Below are 14943 nucleotides of genomic sequence, written 5' to 3'. Positions count from 1 at the left end.
GCAGCCTCCCCCGATCCCTTTTAAGCCCGCTAGTGGGACGGAGCCGGGGCAGCGGCACTGGCTGGAGCAGGTTCGGGCGGAATGATTTTCTTCGATGCCATCTTCTGGTTCGACTTGCCGTTCAGGTCGGCCTTGGAGAGATAATCAAGCTGCTCAAAAATCACCGCAGTCACCAGCGCATCTCCGGCGCGCGCGTTGAGATCGTCCTTGATCTTGTTGCGCAGCCCCTCGACGTCAAGATCACCGGCCTTCGGCAGGTCGATCATCTTGTTGCCCACCAGAATGGTGTAGAGTTCGTCCGTGATGTAGGGCGCGATCGGAATGTGTGTTGTCGCAGCCTTTTTCTGATCGACCATGACCGAGACTTTGGTGAGGAAATAGCCGTTCACGGCACCTTCCGCCACGACCGGTATGCTCAGAGTTTCGCCTGCCACATAGGCCGGCGGTATGACTGGCTTGGCAGCCTCCACGCCGGAAGAAGCGGACAGGGTCACAGCCGCATATACTCCGCCAAGCGAGAGAATGCATACCCAGACGCCGATCAGGATAATCTTGATCATCTATCGGCCCGGACGAGGAACTGTTCCTGGGAATAGGTGCCGTCGTCATCAGCGCTGCGAACGGCATTTTTCAGCAGTTCGGCGACGGCGCGCACTGCCCGCATATGGGCTTCGACACGACGCTCGTTCAGCTTCAGCTTGGCCTTCAGCGCATGCAACTGCTCCAGATGGGCCGCGGTGATTTCATTGCGGTCGCTGTCACGGAACAACATCGTCAGTTCGTAGAGGCAACGGCTCTTGTGCGCATTCGAAAGCTTGAAATCGAAGTCCGGATCGGTGCCGATCCGCTGGTTTTCGTTTTCGATGATCACGTCAAGACGACCAAGCACCGCCTTGATGCGGTACTCGCTGTTCAACACTTCCATAGAATCGTTCTCCCTCGGCATTTTCTTCACGCCGCGTCGTTATCAGTCTTGTTGATGGCGCCCGGCGATATCAGCGTACGGCGCTCGAAATCCGTAATCATGCTGACAGCCTTGGCCTTGTCGTTTCCGTCAGTCGTATTGTTGGGCACTTCGAGACGCTGCTTGTTCAGCGCCTGTGCGAAGACCTGTTCGGCAATACCAATGCCACCGCGTCTGGAAACGGAATCAGCCATCTGTTCGGCCATCATGCTCTTCCAGAACTCGCCGGCAGAACCCTTGCCATAAACGGCCTCACTGTCGGAGGGCATCATATCCTTGAGGAAGGTAGTGAGAACGCTAGCCTCGAATTTCCGGTAGGTTTCGGGAATAGCCTCCTTGCCCGAGGCATGCTGGATGTTGCCCACGCCGGCTTTGGCGGCATCGCTTGCACCGGCACCCAGAACGTCGGCAAAACCGGCATTGCTTGCCGTCAGAACGGATGCCTGATGTTCAGCGCTGACCGAGCGCAGCTTTTCGCGCGCTGCCAGCATGCTGTTCGGATCGGCTGCCCTGACTACGTCGAGCACAAGATCGCTGGGGGGAGATATGGCCACGTCGTTTCCCTCTTGTTTGCGCACCAACCGGAAACCGCTCGGGTTTTCGAATCCATGGATACGCAGACCTCAGTGTCGCAGCTGCTTTCGTGACCCGACCGGGCGCACAATGCTGCGAAATCGAGGGGAATTTGCCAGCCTAACCTTGCTGGAAGCTGGCGTCCTTCAATGTGATCATCATCTCAATCAAGTTGATGACGGCATCGTCGTCGCGCACGCGCTGTTCCTGCTCGAGGGCTTCCTTGCGCCGCTCGTCCAGCCGGTCACCCTTGCTGCGTTCCTTGGCCAGGCGCGTTTCCTGCGCGCGGCGGGCCGCCATGAGCTGCTTTTCTTCCGTCGCCAGCCTCGAGAAACGGCCGAGATAGTGGCGTGAGAGACCACGATGGACAGGATCAAGCGAGGTCATGACATCAGCCGTCAATTCCATTGCGGCATTCACTTCCTCACGCTGGCGAACGATCACCGACAGCTCGTTCTCGATCATCTTTTCCATATGCCGCTGAACGCCGACGAGGCGTTTCAGTTTCTTCGATCTGTCAACATCAGCCATTGCCCGTTCCTATAGATTGCTGAAGATCACGAAGAAGCCATTGGCGAACTGATCGAGCATGGCCGCTATGCCGAAATAGAGCAGAAGGATGCCGCCCGCGAGCGCGAAAGGCGTCGAGATGAAGTAGAGAGGGATTTGCGGCGCCAGCTTGTTGATCAGGCCGACAACCACGTTGAACAGAAGACCGTAAAGAATGAAGGGGCTCGCCAGCCGCAGCATGATCATGAAAGAGGCAGAGAGCGTATCCGTGAGGCTGACTAGCGAACGCTGCGCGTTAATGAGCGAGCCGATCGGAATGCTCTGGTAGGAATCGGCCAGCGCCTTGATCATGTAGTGGTGAAAATCGAGGACGAAGAGAATGAGTAGCGCGCCGGTCGTCAGAAGACTGGTCAACGAGTTGTCGGAACTGTCCTCGAATACGTCTCCCGAAGGCGTTGCGTTGAACGAAATCGCCATACTGATGGCGGCGCCAGCGAACTGGATGCCGAGGACATAGATGCGCGCAACAAGGCCGAAGATGACGCCAGTCATCGTCTCGCAGAAAATCGTCACCAGATAGATTTCAGGCGCAGCCGAAGCCGGCGGATAAAGGATATCCCAGAACATAGGCAAAAGCGCCAGCGATAACGCCAGCGCCAGAAAAAGCCTTATCTGCATCGGCAGACGCGCCGATGAGAAACCTGGCATGACCATCAGACAGCCGCCTATTCGGCAAAACGCCAGGAAAAGCGCCATGATGGCGCCTTGGGGATCGGGGATCATGAAATCGAACCGAGTATCTTGATTTCCGTGCCTTTAGCCAGCTCGACGTGGGAGAGCACCGGAAGCGTCGAGAACAGGCGCTCGGTGATCATGCGGACATAGGAGCGCGTTTCGGGCAGCGTCACAAGTACAAAAGGCAGTCCCTCATCCATGAATTCACGGATAACCTTGGCAGCCTCGTTGCTGAACTCCTCCAGATGGCGCGGATCGATGTCGAATTCGATGACTTCGCCCTTGGCGTCGCGCTTGAGAGCCTGTTGGAAGATCAGGTCCCACTTGGTTCCGATTCGCACCACGCGAAGCACGCCGTTGTCGGAAAGGTCGCCGCAGATCTGCTGCGCCATGCGGACGCGCACGTGTTCGACGATCTGCTCCGCCTTCTTCAGATGCGGCGCAAGTTCGGCTACGGCTTCGAGAATGAGATGCAGGTTGCGGATCGAGACACGCTCGGCCAGCAGCAGTTTCAGGATCGCCTGCAGGCCCGAATAGGACATGTGGGACGAGCAGATCTCGTCGGCCAACTTCTTGTATTCCGGGTCCAGACGATCGATCAGGATCTTCACGTCCTTGAAGGACAGGAGCGAAGGCAGGTTGTTGCGGATCACCTCGCTCACATGGGTGAGCAGTGCCGAGATATTGTCGATCGGGTGGAAGCCTTCGCGCTTCAGGTCTTCGACGAAATGTTCGAGCACCGAAACAGCCGGCATGCCGAAAGCGGGTTCGCGAACCTCGTCACCCGGGACCGACGGCTTGTGGCGCTTGCCGGTGATGACCAGCACTTCGCCGACGCGCAGCGTGCTTGCGGCAACCGTCGTGCCGTGGATACGGATCTGATAGGACTTGTCAGGAATGGCGATGTCGTCGGTAACCTTGATCTCGGGCACGACGAAGCCATACTGAACCGCAAACTTCTTGCGCATCTTGCTGACGCGGAAGGCGAGCTCCTGATGTGCCCCGAGCAGGCGCGGCGAGACGAGCTTGCCGAGCGCCAGTTCGATCTCGGTGGTCTTGAGGACGTTCTTGACCGTGTCCTTCTCGACTTCCTGATTGCGGACGGCCTTCTTCTCTTCCTCTTCGCGCAGGAGCTTGTTCTGAGCCTCGATCTGCTTGGGGATGAACCAGGCGCCAGCGGCAAGCAGACCGCCGAGAGCGGTGAACGGCAGGAAAGGCAGGCCGGGGATGAGCGCCAGAATGAACATCAGGCCCGCCGCAACCGACATCGCCTTCGGGTAACCGCTCAACTGGCCGATAACGGCCGTGTCGGTCGAGCCCTGAGTGCCGCCACGGGTAACGATAAGGCCGGCTGCGAGCGAAACGATAAGAGCCGGGATCTGGGTGACGATACCGTCACCAACCGACAGCTTGACGAAGACGTCTGCGGCCTCGCCGATTTCCATACCGTGACGGAAATAGCCGATGATGATGCCGCCGAAAATGTTGATCGCGGTGATCAGCAGGCCTGCGACCGCGTCACCACGAACGAATTTCGAGGCACCGTCCATCGCGCCGTAGAAGGAGCTTTCCTCTTCGAGCTCGCTGCGGCGGCGCTGGGCTTCCTTCTCGTCGATCGTACCGGCGGACAAGTCCGCGTCGATGGACATCTGCTTGCCGGGAATGGCATCGAGGGTAAAGCGGGCGCCGACTTCCGCGATACGGGTGGCGCCCTTGGTGATGACGATGAAGTTGACGACGATCAGGATCAGGAAGACGATCAGACCGATGACGAAATCGCCGGACATGACGAGGCTGGAAAAGCCCGCGATAACGCCGCCGGCTGCATCATGACCTTCATGACCGTGGGAGAGAATGACACGGGTCGTCGCGATATTGAGCGCCAGCCTGACCATAGTGGCGATCAGCAGGATGGTCGGGAAGGACGAGAAATCGAGCGGGCGCTGGATCCAGAGCGAAACCATCAGGATCAGAACCGAGAAGGCAATGGAAAACGCCAGTCCAATATCGATCATGAAGACCGGGATTGGCAGGAAGAGAATGCACAGGATCATCACTATGCCGGCGGCAAAGCCGATGTCTCTGCCCTTCGGCGCAGCCTTCGGCAGCGGCAAGATACTCTGTGGGGTGGCCATTTCTGCTCCGTCTCGTCATGAGATGCGGAAACCGCCTGAGGCGCTTTCGCTTCAAAAGTCCTTAAATTCGGACAGCCATCGCAACATCGGACAGCCGGCCGGTTTGGGGAAAATCTAGAAAACGAAGCTTGCGTGAGAGTGACGGCGCGTTAAGCCAATGGCGGAATTGGTCGTCCGTCGGGGATGACATAAGCGCAATTTTCGGCTATTGTCCCAGCCAAATTAGTCCCGGGCGCTTGTTAGCCCTGAGGGCGTTTGCGCGATGGAAGCGCAGGTCATGGGCCATGAGATCGGCCTTTGCAGCAAGCAAGAGGCTTCCATACGCATGGTTTCGAGCGCATTCTCCACATATACGAGCTATCTTGTCCTCAACAGGGATATCAACTCGTCATTGTCGCGCGTTGCGAAGCAAGGCGATGTTGCCGTCAATACCGCCTATTACGAAGAGAATATCGGCAAGGTCACCACGGCCGAGGAATTCGTCAACGACTACAGGCTTTTCTCCTATGCGATGAAGGCTTACGGTCTGGAAGAAATGACCTACGCGAAGGCCTTCATGAAGAAGGTTCTGGAAAGCGATCCAAACGATTCGTCCAGCTTCGCAAATTCGCTCACCGATACGCGATACGCAGACTTCGCCAAGGCCTACAATTTCTCCGGCGACGCCGCCAAGGCGCAGACATCGGCACAGACAGAAAACCTCGTGACGGCCTACGAGGATTCGTTCACGCAGGAACAGACGGACATCAAGTCCGAGATATCCTATTTCCAGGGGCAGATCGGCAGCGTCGATAATGTCAACGACATCATCGGCAATGATCGGCTGCGCACCTATGTGCTGGAATCCTTCGGGCTCGATCCGACCTATACATCCAAGAGCTATCTCAGCAAGGTCCTGACCAGCGACCTTGACGATCCCGACAGCGTTGCCAACCAGGCAAGCAGTGACGCTTGGCGGAAGCTTGCCGCAGCGTTCAATTTCAGTGCGGACGGCACGGTCGCTGCTGGAGAAACCGCGCAAAGCGCAGAGCAGACGTCCGACCTTCGCCTCGAATATATCTACAACAAGTCGACCTTCCCTTCCGATCTGCTTTTGCAAGCGAACCAGGAATATTGGGAAAAGCACGTCGCTGAAGCCGGAAGCGCCACCGAGATCACATCGGATGAGCGACTGCTGGAATATGCAAAGACCGCTTTCGGCTTGCGTGACACGATGATGCCGTCGAGCGTCGCCAGCATGATGTATAGCCGCACATTCGCCGAGACGATCGGCAATACGGAGCTGCTGGATTATTTCACGTTCCAGAGCGACGGAACGGTTGCAGCCGGCGGATCGGCGCAGACAGCCGCACAGACGACGGCTCTCGCGGCCAAATACAAGACCGTGTTCCAAGAAAACCAGAAGGACGCGGTGGCGAACGCCGTCTCCAACTTCGAAACGCGGATCGCCGACATCAAGAGCATCGACGATTTCTTCAAGTCCAATGCGGATGACGACGACGCCAACAATGACGATGTGACCGAGATATGGGATGTGGCGCTGCGCGCCCATGGCATCGACCCCGGCGAGATTTCGATGACCGCGTTGCGCAAGATCCTGTCCAGCGATCTCGACGCGAAGGACAGCTATGTCAACCAACTGGATGACGAGCGCTATGTGGCGCTGGTGAAGGCCTTCAATTTCGATAGCAAGGGAGAGGCAGATATACCTCTGCTGGCGCAGTCGGAAAACGTGACTCAGGATTTCACCGCAGACTATCTTAGCCTCAAGACACGCTTCCTGACCGGCACCGAGCGAGAGAAGGCGGGGGAAACCGCGACGGAGGAAATCGAGTATTTCGAGAAGAAGATGCAAGGGATCACGACGGTCGACGAGTTGTTGTCTGATAACCGGCTAGTCACCTTCCTGCTGGAAAGCCAGAGGATCGACCCAAAAAGCGTCACAACAGATGAATTGAAGCAGATGTTCACCTCGGATCTCGATGATCCGAAGAGTTATGTGAACCAGCTTTCCGACAAGGGCTTCGCCAAGATCGTTGCCTCGTTCAATTTCGATAGCGAGGGCAATCTCACGTCCGACACAGTCGGCACTGTACAGCAGCGGGGCGACGTCCTGCAGACCGTCAACAACTACATGCGACAGACGCTCGAAGAGGAGCAGGGCGAAAGCAACGAGGGCATCCGGCTGGCTCTCTATTTCGAGCGTAAGGCCTCTTCGATCACCAGCGCCTACGATATCCTCGGAGACAGCGCGCTGCTTAATTTCTTCAAGACCGCCTACAATATGTCGTCCTACTTCTCCAGTCAGGACCTTGAGAAACAGGCCTCGACGGTCGAGAAATTCATCGAACTCGACCAGTTGTCCGATCCGGACTATGTGCAGAAGGTCATCCAGCGTTTTACCGCCCTTTACGACAGCCAGAATGGCGCGACGAACTCGGCGGCTCTTTCGATCCTGCAGGGTAGTTCCTACTCGATCAGTCCCGACACGCTTCTGGCCGTAGCACAGCTTTCGTCACGCTGACGAAAACACCTTCGCCAATTTTTCCCATTGCAAACGAAAACACCGCCCGATTGCTCGGGCGGTGTTTTCGTTTGAAGACTGATGATGCCGCAGATCGCCGCTCTCAATTCCAGTCGATGCAATATCCGAGGAAGCGCTTTGAATCGATCGGATCGGTTCCGAGCTTCTTGCGCAGCTTCTTGCGAAGCTTGCTGATATGGCTTTCGACGACGTTCTCCTCGACGTCCTCGTCGAAGATGCCGTAGATGGCGGAGAAGATCTGCGCCTTGGACACGCGGCGGCCGCGATTGGCGACCAGATATTCGAGAATGCGGCGCTCGCGGCGCGGCAGCGGAAAGACTTCGCCGCCGATCTCGGGATCGCGACCGTCGGAATAAACGCGGATCGAACCGATATCGGTATAGTTGGCGATCGCAGTCAGGCGACGGCGGATGGCGGCGGCACGGGCCAGGATCTCGCGCGGATGAACCGGCTTGCGCACCACATCATCGACGCCGGCATCGAACAGCGCAAGCGTTGCATCGAGCGACGGCTGATCGGAAACGGCGATCACGGGTGCGGTGGAACGATCACGGATGGTGCGCGGCAGATCGCAGGCGTTTCTGGTCTGGCCGATGAGGAAAGCCTCGATGGCGCGGATATCGGCATCGGCTGCGGAGTTGACCCACTCGCCGAATTCGACGGGATCGAAGCCCGCCGAGGGAATGCCCTCGCGGCCGAACAGGGATGTGTAACCTTCCGTTACGAGCTCTCGCTCATCAACCACGACGATCATCCATGTATCTCCGAATCAGCAGCCTTCATGTGCTGGGACATGAGTACGAATCGCGAGACTCAGCCACAATTATAGGAACTTGTGGGGACTAATTAATAATTGATTAACCACGACGCTCCGATTTGCCCTATATCTAGTAGGTCAAATTCATAGAGGCACAATTTTTTCGGTGGAATGCTACAGATTCATAACAGGATTCGACTGACGTATATTTGACATGCCTCATTATTGCCGGATCAAGGGCATGGGGAAATTCAAGCGGAGAAACTACTTCCAGTTGCCGCCGGCGCAGAAGCTCGTGGCTCCGGGCGTCCACTGCCCATAACCTGACGCGACGAGGTTTGCGATCACCCGGCAGACATAGCGCTGCTGTGCGGGATCGTTGTTCGGCCCCGCATGGTAACGCGCAACCGCCATCGTCCAGGTCTCGTGCCGATCATAAAGCTGGCGCAGGAAGCGCGCGGCATAGGCGACGTTCTGAGCCGGATCGAACATATCCTGCAATGAGGCAAATTCGGCGCCGTGATACATCAGGTTGATCTGCATGCAACCGATATCGATAAGCTTGGCCCCCTGCCCCCGCGACGCAGCGACCTGGGCAAATGCTTCCTGAATGGAACCAGGGAAAAACGCCTTGCCTTCGACATTGAGGGCATAAGGGCTGAGTGAGCCCTTGCGCCCCGTTTCCGTCAGCCCGACGGAATAAAGTATGCCCTCGGGAATGCCGTATTGTGCGGCGGCGTTCTGAATTTGCCGCTCGCAGGCAAGACTGGCGCTAGCCGCGGCTTCTCCCTTATCAGAGATAAACGGTGTCGGGACGAGCACCAGCACCGCTAGAAGCCGCGTTCTGAGCCGAGCCTTCATCCTTACCTCCAGAAGAGCTGCCACGCGCGCCCATATCCGACGTATCCGTCAGGCTGCCACCCGTGCTGCCGCCCTGGCGGCCGTTCTGTTGCTGTTGCTGCTGCGCCTGTCCCATGTCGGAAGACTGGCGGCTATTGGCAAATGTATCACTGCCCTTGTCGGAGGACGTCGAACCGCTTCCGCTGGCGATGCTGACCGAGATCTGGTCAACGCTGTAGCCCTGCGCCTTCAGGTTATCGAGCATCGACGAGCTATCGTGCATGAGCTGCCGATAGGCCTTGCTGCTTTCGACCGTCAGATGGATGTTCAGCTCTTCGCCGACCATGCGCATGGTTGCCGTCACATGCCCGAGATCGTTCGGGTTGAGCTCGATCTTCAGCGTGTTCACCACTTTGCCGGTGCTGGCGTAAAGCGCCTCATTGGAAAGTCTTGCGCTCGGGTTCATGGCAGCTGACCAATCCGGGTCCTGGCTGAATGCTGTTGCCACGGAAACGGCATTCGAACTTGGCGCGATACCGATGTAACGGCGGTTCTCGGTAACCTGGACCGTCATCGTGTCAGTGTCCATCGACACTTCACTGTCCTGCGGCAAGGCATCATGAACAGCCGCCGCCACATCAGCAGCCTTCGAAGTGACATTCTGGGCGGTCTTGCCGATATCCGTTGCGGGCATGTTTGCGGACGTCCGGTCCTTGATGGCCTGACCGGCATTACCGGTCTGCGGAGCGATGGCATCTACATCGATCCCGGCGTCCGGCGTCTGTACCGGTTGCTGATCGCCCGTCACATCAGACTGCGATGCCTGGGCTGCTGATGGATCAGCAAGCGCCTGAAGCAATGCCAAGGCATCGTCGGCCGCGTCAGGATCTGCCGCATCCGTGGCGTCTGCGTTTGCCGGGGTGGATTTTGTCTGGTCCGTGGTGTTGCGAGCGGGCGTTGCCTGCCCCTTCGTATTGGAAGGAATGGCCGCCTGCAGATCGGCCAGAAGGTCGGTCGCGGTGTCGAGATCGGCGCCATCGGTACCATCGACAACGACTGGCTGTTCTGTTTCCGGCAGTTCGATGACCGGCGTGTTGATGACGTCTTCCGGCGCAGCCGCTTCCGCCCCCTGGCCAGCGGCTTTCGAAAGCATGGAATTGACCGATGTGGCGAAAGAACGGGTTGGCGTCGCCTGCTCGGCGGTGACGGCCTCTCCGGCGTGGCTCTCACCGGCAGCGGCAGCATCCACCGCGCCGTCCTTGCCCGCCGAAGCGTCGGCCTTGCCACGCTGGCTCTGTCCGTCTCCGTAGGAATTCAGCGTTTTGGCGAAACCATCATCCTTGCCGGTCCGCGCTCCCTTGGCCGAATTGGCGGAAACTGCGGTCGATACATCCGCGCTCACCGGCAGGGCGTTATTCACTACATTCATCATTGGTCACCATTCCCCCTCAGCAAGCAGCGAATCTATATCGCCCAGCTTGTTTCGACCTTGCGTGACGAAGTCGTCAACGGCTGCATTTGTCGCGGTCGAAGCATTCGGTACGACCGACCCCGCAGTGGTCGGATCCGGCGTTGCAGCAGCTGTTTCGCTGTTATTGTCGTTCGTATCCGTTGCGGCAGCATCGCTGCTCACGTTCACCGGCCTGACGATCTCTTCGCCAACTCGTTGCGCGGCGTCCAAAAGCGCCCGGTCACGATCGGAAAGCCCTTCTCGCGAAATCGAGGAAAGCTGGTCCACCACTTCGGAGACGTTCGGCGACGGAACCTTGGCAATGTGTTCGTATAGGCCCGAGAGAACTTCCCGGCCCTTGCCGCTGAGCGCACCGTTGAGCTTTCGGGCCTCTTCCGCGGTATAGCTCGCCAACTCGAACTTGCCCTTCAGCGTCGCCAGCCGGGATATGCGCAGGTAAAGCTCCTGAGCACGGTCCGGATCCATCAACGCCGCCACTTCGGAAATCCGCTCGTGTCCCAGCGCTGCGTCATTCGTCACAGCCAGATCGACGAAAAGATCGGCAAACTGGCTGGCATAAGGAGAATGAAGAAAGCGTCGCGCATAACGCACGGAGTAACCATGAGCACGGTCAACATCCTTTATGCCTGCCGCAGCGACGATGGAGCGGCGTAGAGCGGCCTCCTCCAGGATAGTGCCGGGGGCATCGACGCGCGTGCGATCATAGAAGATCAGCGCCGCGGTCGGATCTGTCGGATAATTGACGTTGCCGGCGACCAGATTGAGATAGGGACCGATCGGCGAGCCCTGATATTCCTCGGACAGAGAGGCAATCGAGCTTGCGACCTGCGCTCCGCGCCCGTCGAGATATTTTTGCAGAACGTTGACGACACGCGCGTCGAGATACCCCTGGGTGTCGCGGGAGGCGAGGAAATTCAACGTTGCCGGATTACCGCCGCTCATCACGTAGACGAAAACCGCGTCGGCATTGCGGGTATCGGCAAGCGTGCCGTTATCCGCCGATCGCAGCCGCTGATCGAGAGAATCGAGCAGATAGCGCTGAAGGTCGGACGCGGAGTGATCTCCAAGCACGAGAGAATCCTGCACGAATTGCAGGGATCTCAGGATCTTGTAGGCGTCGAGCGACTGGTCCTGAGCGCGCGTTTCAACGGTCCCGGCAGCCAGTGCGGCTGCAAGAAACGTGGAGCGGACAAACCAGTGTCTACGAGCAAACATCAGCGCTTACCTTCAACCATCGGCAATCAGGATTTCGATGCGACGATTGGCTCCATCCTCGGGATTATCCTCAACCTGCGGGCGTCGATCGGCGAAGCCGGACAGCTGCTTGACGCGGGTTTCTTCAAGACCGCCGCGCAGAAGCATGAAATAGGCGGCATGGGCGCGCTCCATCGAGAGCGTCCAGTTGTCGGCATTGCCGCCTCGATAGGGCCGGCTATCGGTATGGCCGCGAATGACGATCGAGCCTGCCTTTTCCCTCAGGACTTCGGCAACCTTCTCCATGGCCAGAACCGTCTCCCTGCGGGGAACGGCCGACCCGAGATCGAACATCGGGGTCGCCGCCTGATCGGAAATGGTGACGAGCATGCCACCTTCGGACCGGGTGACGATAATGCCCTCGGAAAGCTGACCGGGAACGCCGGTCAAGGCCTTCACAAGTTCTTCCCTCAGTTCCTCGGCCTTCTCGGTCTGCTGTGCAGAAGCCTTTGCCACGGGCTGCGGCCGATCAGGCTCGGGCATACCGTCATAGGGCTTTTCCTCGGCCTGACTATTCGCCTCGGCGGCGGCGGAGTTGGGCGATTGAAGAGCTGCAACTTCCTGCTGGGAGGAAGGATCGGCATGGGTGAGCGGCTGCGCCTCGAACGGAGACTGGCTTTGGGCGCCGGCAGGTGTCTGGGTGTTCGGCTGGGTCTGGGCGGCTGCGGTCTCAGCCGGCTTGGCATCCGGAGACGGCGGCAGGCTACTATCCTGGGTTACGGCGATGGCACCGCTCTGGCCTGTCTGCGGCGCGGAAACCTGCTTGCTCCAGAAATCCGGATCAAACGGATCGCGATAGGCCTCGCCGCCGGAAGCGCCGGTCGACGGACCCGAATTGGCCGCACCGCCCTCACCCTTCACGCTGACATTGGCCTGCTGGCCGACTTCCTGCGCGATTTCTGCAAGCACGGCATAGGGATTCTCGAAGAATGCCTCTTCGGAGAAGCTCGTGTTTTCACCCGACGACGCCGTAAGATCTTCACCGGAAGCAGCCGCCGATCCATCCTGCGTCTTGTCTGCGGCAATGTCGGACTTCTGAGCGTCGTGTTCGCCTTCCGCTTCCTTGGCCGGTTCCTTCACTCCATCCGAGCTCGGGTTTTCATCCGTCAGCTTGATCGGGTTGAAGTAGCTTGCGATGGAGGCCTTGGTTTCTTCGTTGGAGGCGTTGACGAGCCACATGACCAAGAAGAATGCCATCATTGCCGTCATGAAGTCCGCATAGGCGATCTTCCACGCACCGCCATGAGCGCCGTCGTGGTCACCCTTGTGGCGTTTGACGACAATGATCTCGTTCTTGCCGTGATGATGACTTTCACTCATCTATCTGCTCTTCCATCGCTTCGACAAAAGCCTTCAGACGCGTCACAAGAATCGAGTCTCCGACTTCCAGCGTCATGTCGATTTCAGCCGATTCTTCGTATTCGACTTCGGTCACGAGCGGATCGAGCCGCTTACGCATCATTTCAATAAATGCCTCGGAACCTCTCACCGAGAGTTTAACAGTCCTGCCCTGCCCGACCTCTTCGGCGACATCGGCAGCAAATTTCGCACCCGCGGCGCGCGCAACTTCTTCCCGCACGAAAGGCGACAGGACGCGTGCCACCGAGGCGTCGACAACAACCGAAACCGTTGCCTTCATCTCGTTGAGAAAGTTTTCCACCCGTTCAGTGACAGCGCCTTCGTACTTGGCCGTCAGCGCCTCGATTTCTGCGCGATGCTTCGCGGAGATCTGCGCCAACTGCTCTTCGTGCCGCTCTTTCATTTCGGCGGTCGCGGCCTCGTAGCCCTCGTTACGCGCCTTGCTTTTTTCCTCTTCGATATCGACAGCAGGCTCAGCGGCCACTTCTTGAAAATCGAAGTTGGTTTCAGGAAAGTCGAAATCGGAGACGAGCTCGGTCGGCAGTTGCTGCGGCTGCGGAGCGCCAAAATCCTTCAAATAACGGGCAAGCGGCACACTCATGGAAATATCCCTATCGAGCCGACTTGCGGATGATGAAAAGGCTTACCTTAAATATGAACAAGTTGACCCTTCCTTCGTGCGTTTGGCAGGCTTCGCTTCGAAGCGATCGGGCGACGCATCCGGGAACGGACGCATCACCACCTGAAATCAGCTACGATGCCAAACTTGTGCGAAGATGAAGACCCGCCAATTGCCGTTAGCTAAAGAGAACCCGTGCACTCTGCTGGTGGCCGTTCAGCATGGAGAGCAATTCGACCGAGAGTGACTGCTGCGTCTTGTAGGCGGCCAGTTTGGTGGATTCCTCTTCCATATCCGCATCAACCAGCCGACCGACGCTCTTGTCCAACACGTCCTGAAGCGATTTCACGAAAGTGTTCTGCTGATCAATCCGGGCGGAGACCGTGCCGAGCGAACTCGCCAGCCGGTTAAGGCTATCTGTCAGGGTGCCAACGACAGAAATCATGTCGGCCAGCTCGGCCGATGTCGTGGAATCCGATATGGCAATCTCGGTGCCGGGTGCGGCAATCGTCGAGTCCATGTCGATCAGGTAATAATTGCGCGGCGTCGTCGTTCCGTCAGGATTCAATTTGTTGGCATCGACTGCGGCGGTCAGCAAGCCGCGACCGGCGTCGGCGGAATCGATCAGTGTCGTGTCTGCCGTATCGACAGAAAGGTAGTTGAGCGATACCGCGCCTGAGACGCTACGCTCAAAAGAAGACGGGATAGTCTTCGAGGCGCCAAGCGTCGTATCGGAATTGTAGAGCCAGTTGTCACCGGAAAACGTGGCTGCCTGAAGGACGGATTTGAGGTTTTCCTTAAGCGAGCCTATCCGGCCATTCAGGGCATCCCGATCAGTCCCTTCTTCATAGGCGGTAACCAGCTGGCCGGTTATCTCGTCGAGAATATCGATGGAAGATGTGACCGCTTGATAGGTTGTATCGACCTTCGAGGCACCCAGATTGAGCGCATCACCGATACTGCCGAGAACACTCTGGTCAGATGTCATGTTGGTGGCGGCAGACCAGTAGCCGGCATTGTCCGCAGCGGAGGCGACTGCGAGGCCGGACGCTGTACGCTTCTGGGTTTCTTCGAGATTGTCACTCGCGAAAAGCAGCGTCTGCAGAGCGCTCTGCACGTAACCTACCGTCATGATCTTTGACATGTTCTAACCACCTATGTTCGGAATCAGGACATGCCGG

General features: G+C 58.0%; 14 protein-coding genes. 1 reads left to right on the top strand and 13 read right to left on the bottom strand.

The window, feature by feature from the left end:
* Positions 1–29 precede the first annotated feature (29 nt).
* The 6 genes from JNB91_RS20475 to flhA all read right to left on the bottom strand — a co-directional run bounded on the left by JNB91_RS20475 (position 30) and on the right by flhA (position 4917).
* Complete coding sequence (locus tag JNB91_RS20475; RefSeq protein ID WP_220327322.1) at positions 30–560, bottom strand: hypothetical protein; 531 nt, start codon at positions 558–560, stop codon at positions 30–32.
* Positions 557–925: a hypothetical protein gene (locus tag JNB91_RS20470; RefSeq protein WP_220327321.1), complete on the bottom strand. Its 369-nt coding sequence runs from the start codon at positions 923–925 to the stop codon at positions 557–559. Before JNB91_RS20470 ends, JNB91_RS20475 begins: the two co-directional genes overlap by 4 nt.
* Positions 926–951: 26 nt before the next feature.
* Complete coding sequence (locus tag JNB91_RS31465; RefSeq protein WP_220327320.1) at positions 952–1518, bottom strand: rod-binding protein; 567 nt, start codon at positions 1516–1518, stop codon at positions 952–954.
* Positions 1519–1657: 139 nt separating this feature from the next.
* Positions 1658–2068: a hypothetical protein gene (locus tag JNB91_RS20460; RefSeq protein WP_220327319.1), complete on the bottom strand. Its 411-nt coding sequence runs from the start codon at positions 2066–2068 to the stop codon at positions 1658–1660.
* Between the two features lie 9 nt (positions 2069–2077).
* Positions 2078–2830 carry a flagellar biosynthetic protein FliR gene (fliR, locus tag JNB91_RS20455; protein ID WP_220327318.1) on the bottom strand — a complete coding sequence of 251 codons (753 nt, stop codon included), beginning with the start codon at positions 2828–2830 and terminating at the stop codon, positions 2078–2080.
* Positions 2827–4917 carry a flagellar biosynthesis protein FlhA gene (flhA, locus tag JNB91_RS20450; RefSeq protein ID WP_220327317.1) on the bottom strand — a complete coding sequence of 697 codons (2091 nt, stop codon included), beginning with the start codon at positions 4915–4917 and terminating at the stop codon, positions 2827–2829. Before flhA ends, fliR begins: the two co-directional genes overlap by 4 nt.
* Before the next feature lie 277 nt (positions 4918–5194).
* On the opposite strand from flhA, the gene JNB91_RS20445 reads away from it, so the two are divergent.
* A complete protein-coding gene (locus tag JNB91_RS20445) occupies positions 5195–7441 on the top strand; it encodes a DUF1217 domain-containing protein (RefSeq protein ID WP_223218291.1) in 2247 nt (748 codons plus the stop codon).
* A 103-nt stretch (positions 7442–7544) separates the two neighbouring features.
* Here the strand turns inward: JNB91_RS20445 and JNB91_RS20440 are convergent, their stop codons facing one another.
* The 7 genes from JNB91_RS20440 to JNB91_RS20410 all read right to left on the bottom strand — a co-directional run bounded on the left by JNB91_RS20440 (position 7545) and on the right by JNB91_RS20410 (position 14906).
* Positions 7545–8216, bottom strand: coding sequence for a response regulator transcription factor (locus JNB91_RS20440; protein WP_183992561.1), 672 nt, complete (start codon positions 8214–8216; stop codon positions 7545–7547).
* A gap of 267 nt (positions 8217–8483) precedes the next feature.
* On the bottom strand, positions 8484–9080 hold the full coding sequence (locus JNB91_RS20435) for a lytic transglycosylase domain-containing protein (protein ID WP_220327316.1): 597 nt from the start codon (positions 9078–9080) through the stop codon (positions 8484–8486).
* Positions 9013–10488: a flagellar hook-length control protein FliK gene (fliK, locus tag JNB91_RS20430; RefSeq protein ID WP_220327315.1), complete on the bottom strand. Its 1476-nt coding sequence runs from the start codon at positions 10486–10488 to the stop codon at positions 9013–9015. The genes JNB91_RS20435 and fliK overlap by 68 nt, the downstream gene beginning before the upstream one ends.
* Positions 10489–10494: 6 nt before the next feature.
* Positions 10495–11745, bottom strand: coding sequence for a chemotaxis protein (locus tag JNB91_RS20425; RefSeq protein ID WP_220327314.1), 1251 nt, complete (start codon positions 11743–11745; stop codon positions 10495–10497).
* Positions 11746–11757: 12 nt separating this feature from the next.
* Positions 11758–13104 carry a MotB family protein gene (locus JNB91_RS20420; protein ID WP_220327313.1) on the bottom strand — a complete coding sequence of 449 codons (1347 nt, stop codon included), beginning with the start codon at positions 13102–13104 and terminating at the stop codon, positions 11758–11760.
* Positions 13097–13744: a hypothetical protein gene (locus JNB91_RS20415; RefSeq protein ID WP_220327312.1), complete on the bottom strand. Its 648-nt coding sequence runs from the start codon at positions 13742–13744 to the stop codon at positions 13097–13099. The genes JNB91_RS20420 and JNB91_RS20415 overlap by 8 nt, the downstream gene beginning before the upstream one ends.
* Before the next feature lie 196 nt (positions 13745–13940).
* Complete coding sequence (locus JNB91_RS20410; RefSeq protein ID WP_220327311.1) at positions 13941–14906, bottom strand: flagellin N-terminal helical domain-containing protein; 966 nt, start codon at positions 14904–14906, stop codon at positions 13941–13943.
* Between the last annotated feature and the right edge of the window lie 37 nt (positions 14907–14943).

The organism is Aliirhizobium wenxiniae (assembly GCF_019511445.1).
Taxonomy (GTDB): Bacteria; Pseudomonadota; Alphaproteobacteria; order Rhizobiales; family Rhizobiaceae; genus Neorhizobium; species Neorhizobium wenxiniae_A.
This window is presented reverse-complemented; position numbering and strand designations above follow the sequence as displayed.

What these genes read in the sequence shown, in the direction of transcription:
- JNB91_RS20475 (WP_220327322.1), bottom strand. Translation starts at nt 560, where the DNA reads ATGATCAAGATTATCCTGATCGGCGTCTGGGTATGCATTCTCTCGCTT.
- JNB91_RS20470 (WP_220327321.1), bottom strand. Translation starts at nt 925, where the DNA reads ATGGAAGTGTTGAACAGCGAGTACCGCATCAAGGCGGTGCTTGGTCGT.
- JNB91_RS20460 (WP_220327319.1), bottom strand. Translation starts at nt 2,068, where the DNA reads ATGGCTGATGTTGACAGATCGAAGAAACTGAAACGCCTCGTCGGCGTT.
- fliR (WP_220327318.1), bottom strand. Translation starts at nt 2,830, where the DNA reads ATGATCCCCGATCCCCAAGGCGCCATCATGGCGCTTTTCCTGGCGTTT.
- flhA (WP_220327317.1), bottom strand. Translation starts at nt 4,917, where the DNA reads ATGGCCACCCCACAGAGTATCTTGCCGCTGCCGAAGGCTGCGCCGAAG.
- JNB91_RS20445 (WP_223218291.1), top strand. Translation starts at nt 5,195, where the DNA reads ATGGGCCATGAGATCGGCCTTTGCAGCAAGCAAGAGGCTTCCATACGC.
- JNB91_RS20440 (WP_183992561.1), bottom strand. Translation starts at nt 8,216, where the DNA reads ATGATCGTCGTGGTTGATGAGCGAGAGCTCGTAACGGAAGGTTACACA.
- JNB91_RS20435 (WP_220327316.1), bottom strand. Translation starts at nt 9,080, where the DNA reads ATGAAGGCTCGGCTCAGAACGCGGCTTCTAGCGGTGCTGGTGCTCGTC.
- fliK (WP_220327315.1), bottom strand. Translation starts at nt 10,488, where the DNA reads ATGAATGTAGTGAATAACGCCCTGCCGGTGAGCGCGGATGTATCGACC.
- JNB91_RS20425 (WP_220327314.1), bottom strand. Translation starts at nt 11,745, where the DNA reads ATGTTTGCTCGTAGACACTGGTTTGTCCGCTCCACGTTTCTTGCAGCC.
- JNB91_RS20420 (WP_220327313.1), bottom strand. Translation starts at nt 13,104, where the DNA reads ATGAGTGAAAGTCATCATCACGGCAAGAACGAGATCATTGTCGTCAAA.
- JNB91_RS20415 (WP_220327312.1), bottom strand. Translation starts at nt 13,744, where the DNA reads ATGAGTGTGCCGCTTGCCCGTTATTTGAAGGATTTTGGCGCTCCGCAG.
- JNB91_RS20410 (WP_220327311.1), bottom strand. Translation starts at nt 14,906, where the DNA reads ATGTCAAAGATCATGACGGTAGGTTACGTGCAGAGCGCTCTGCAGACG.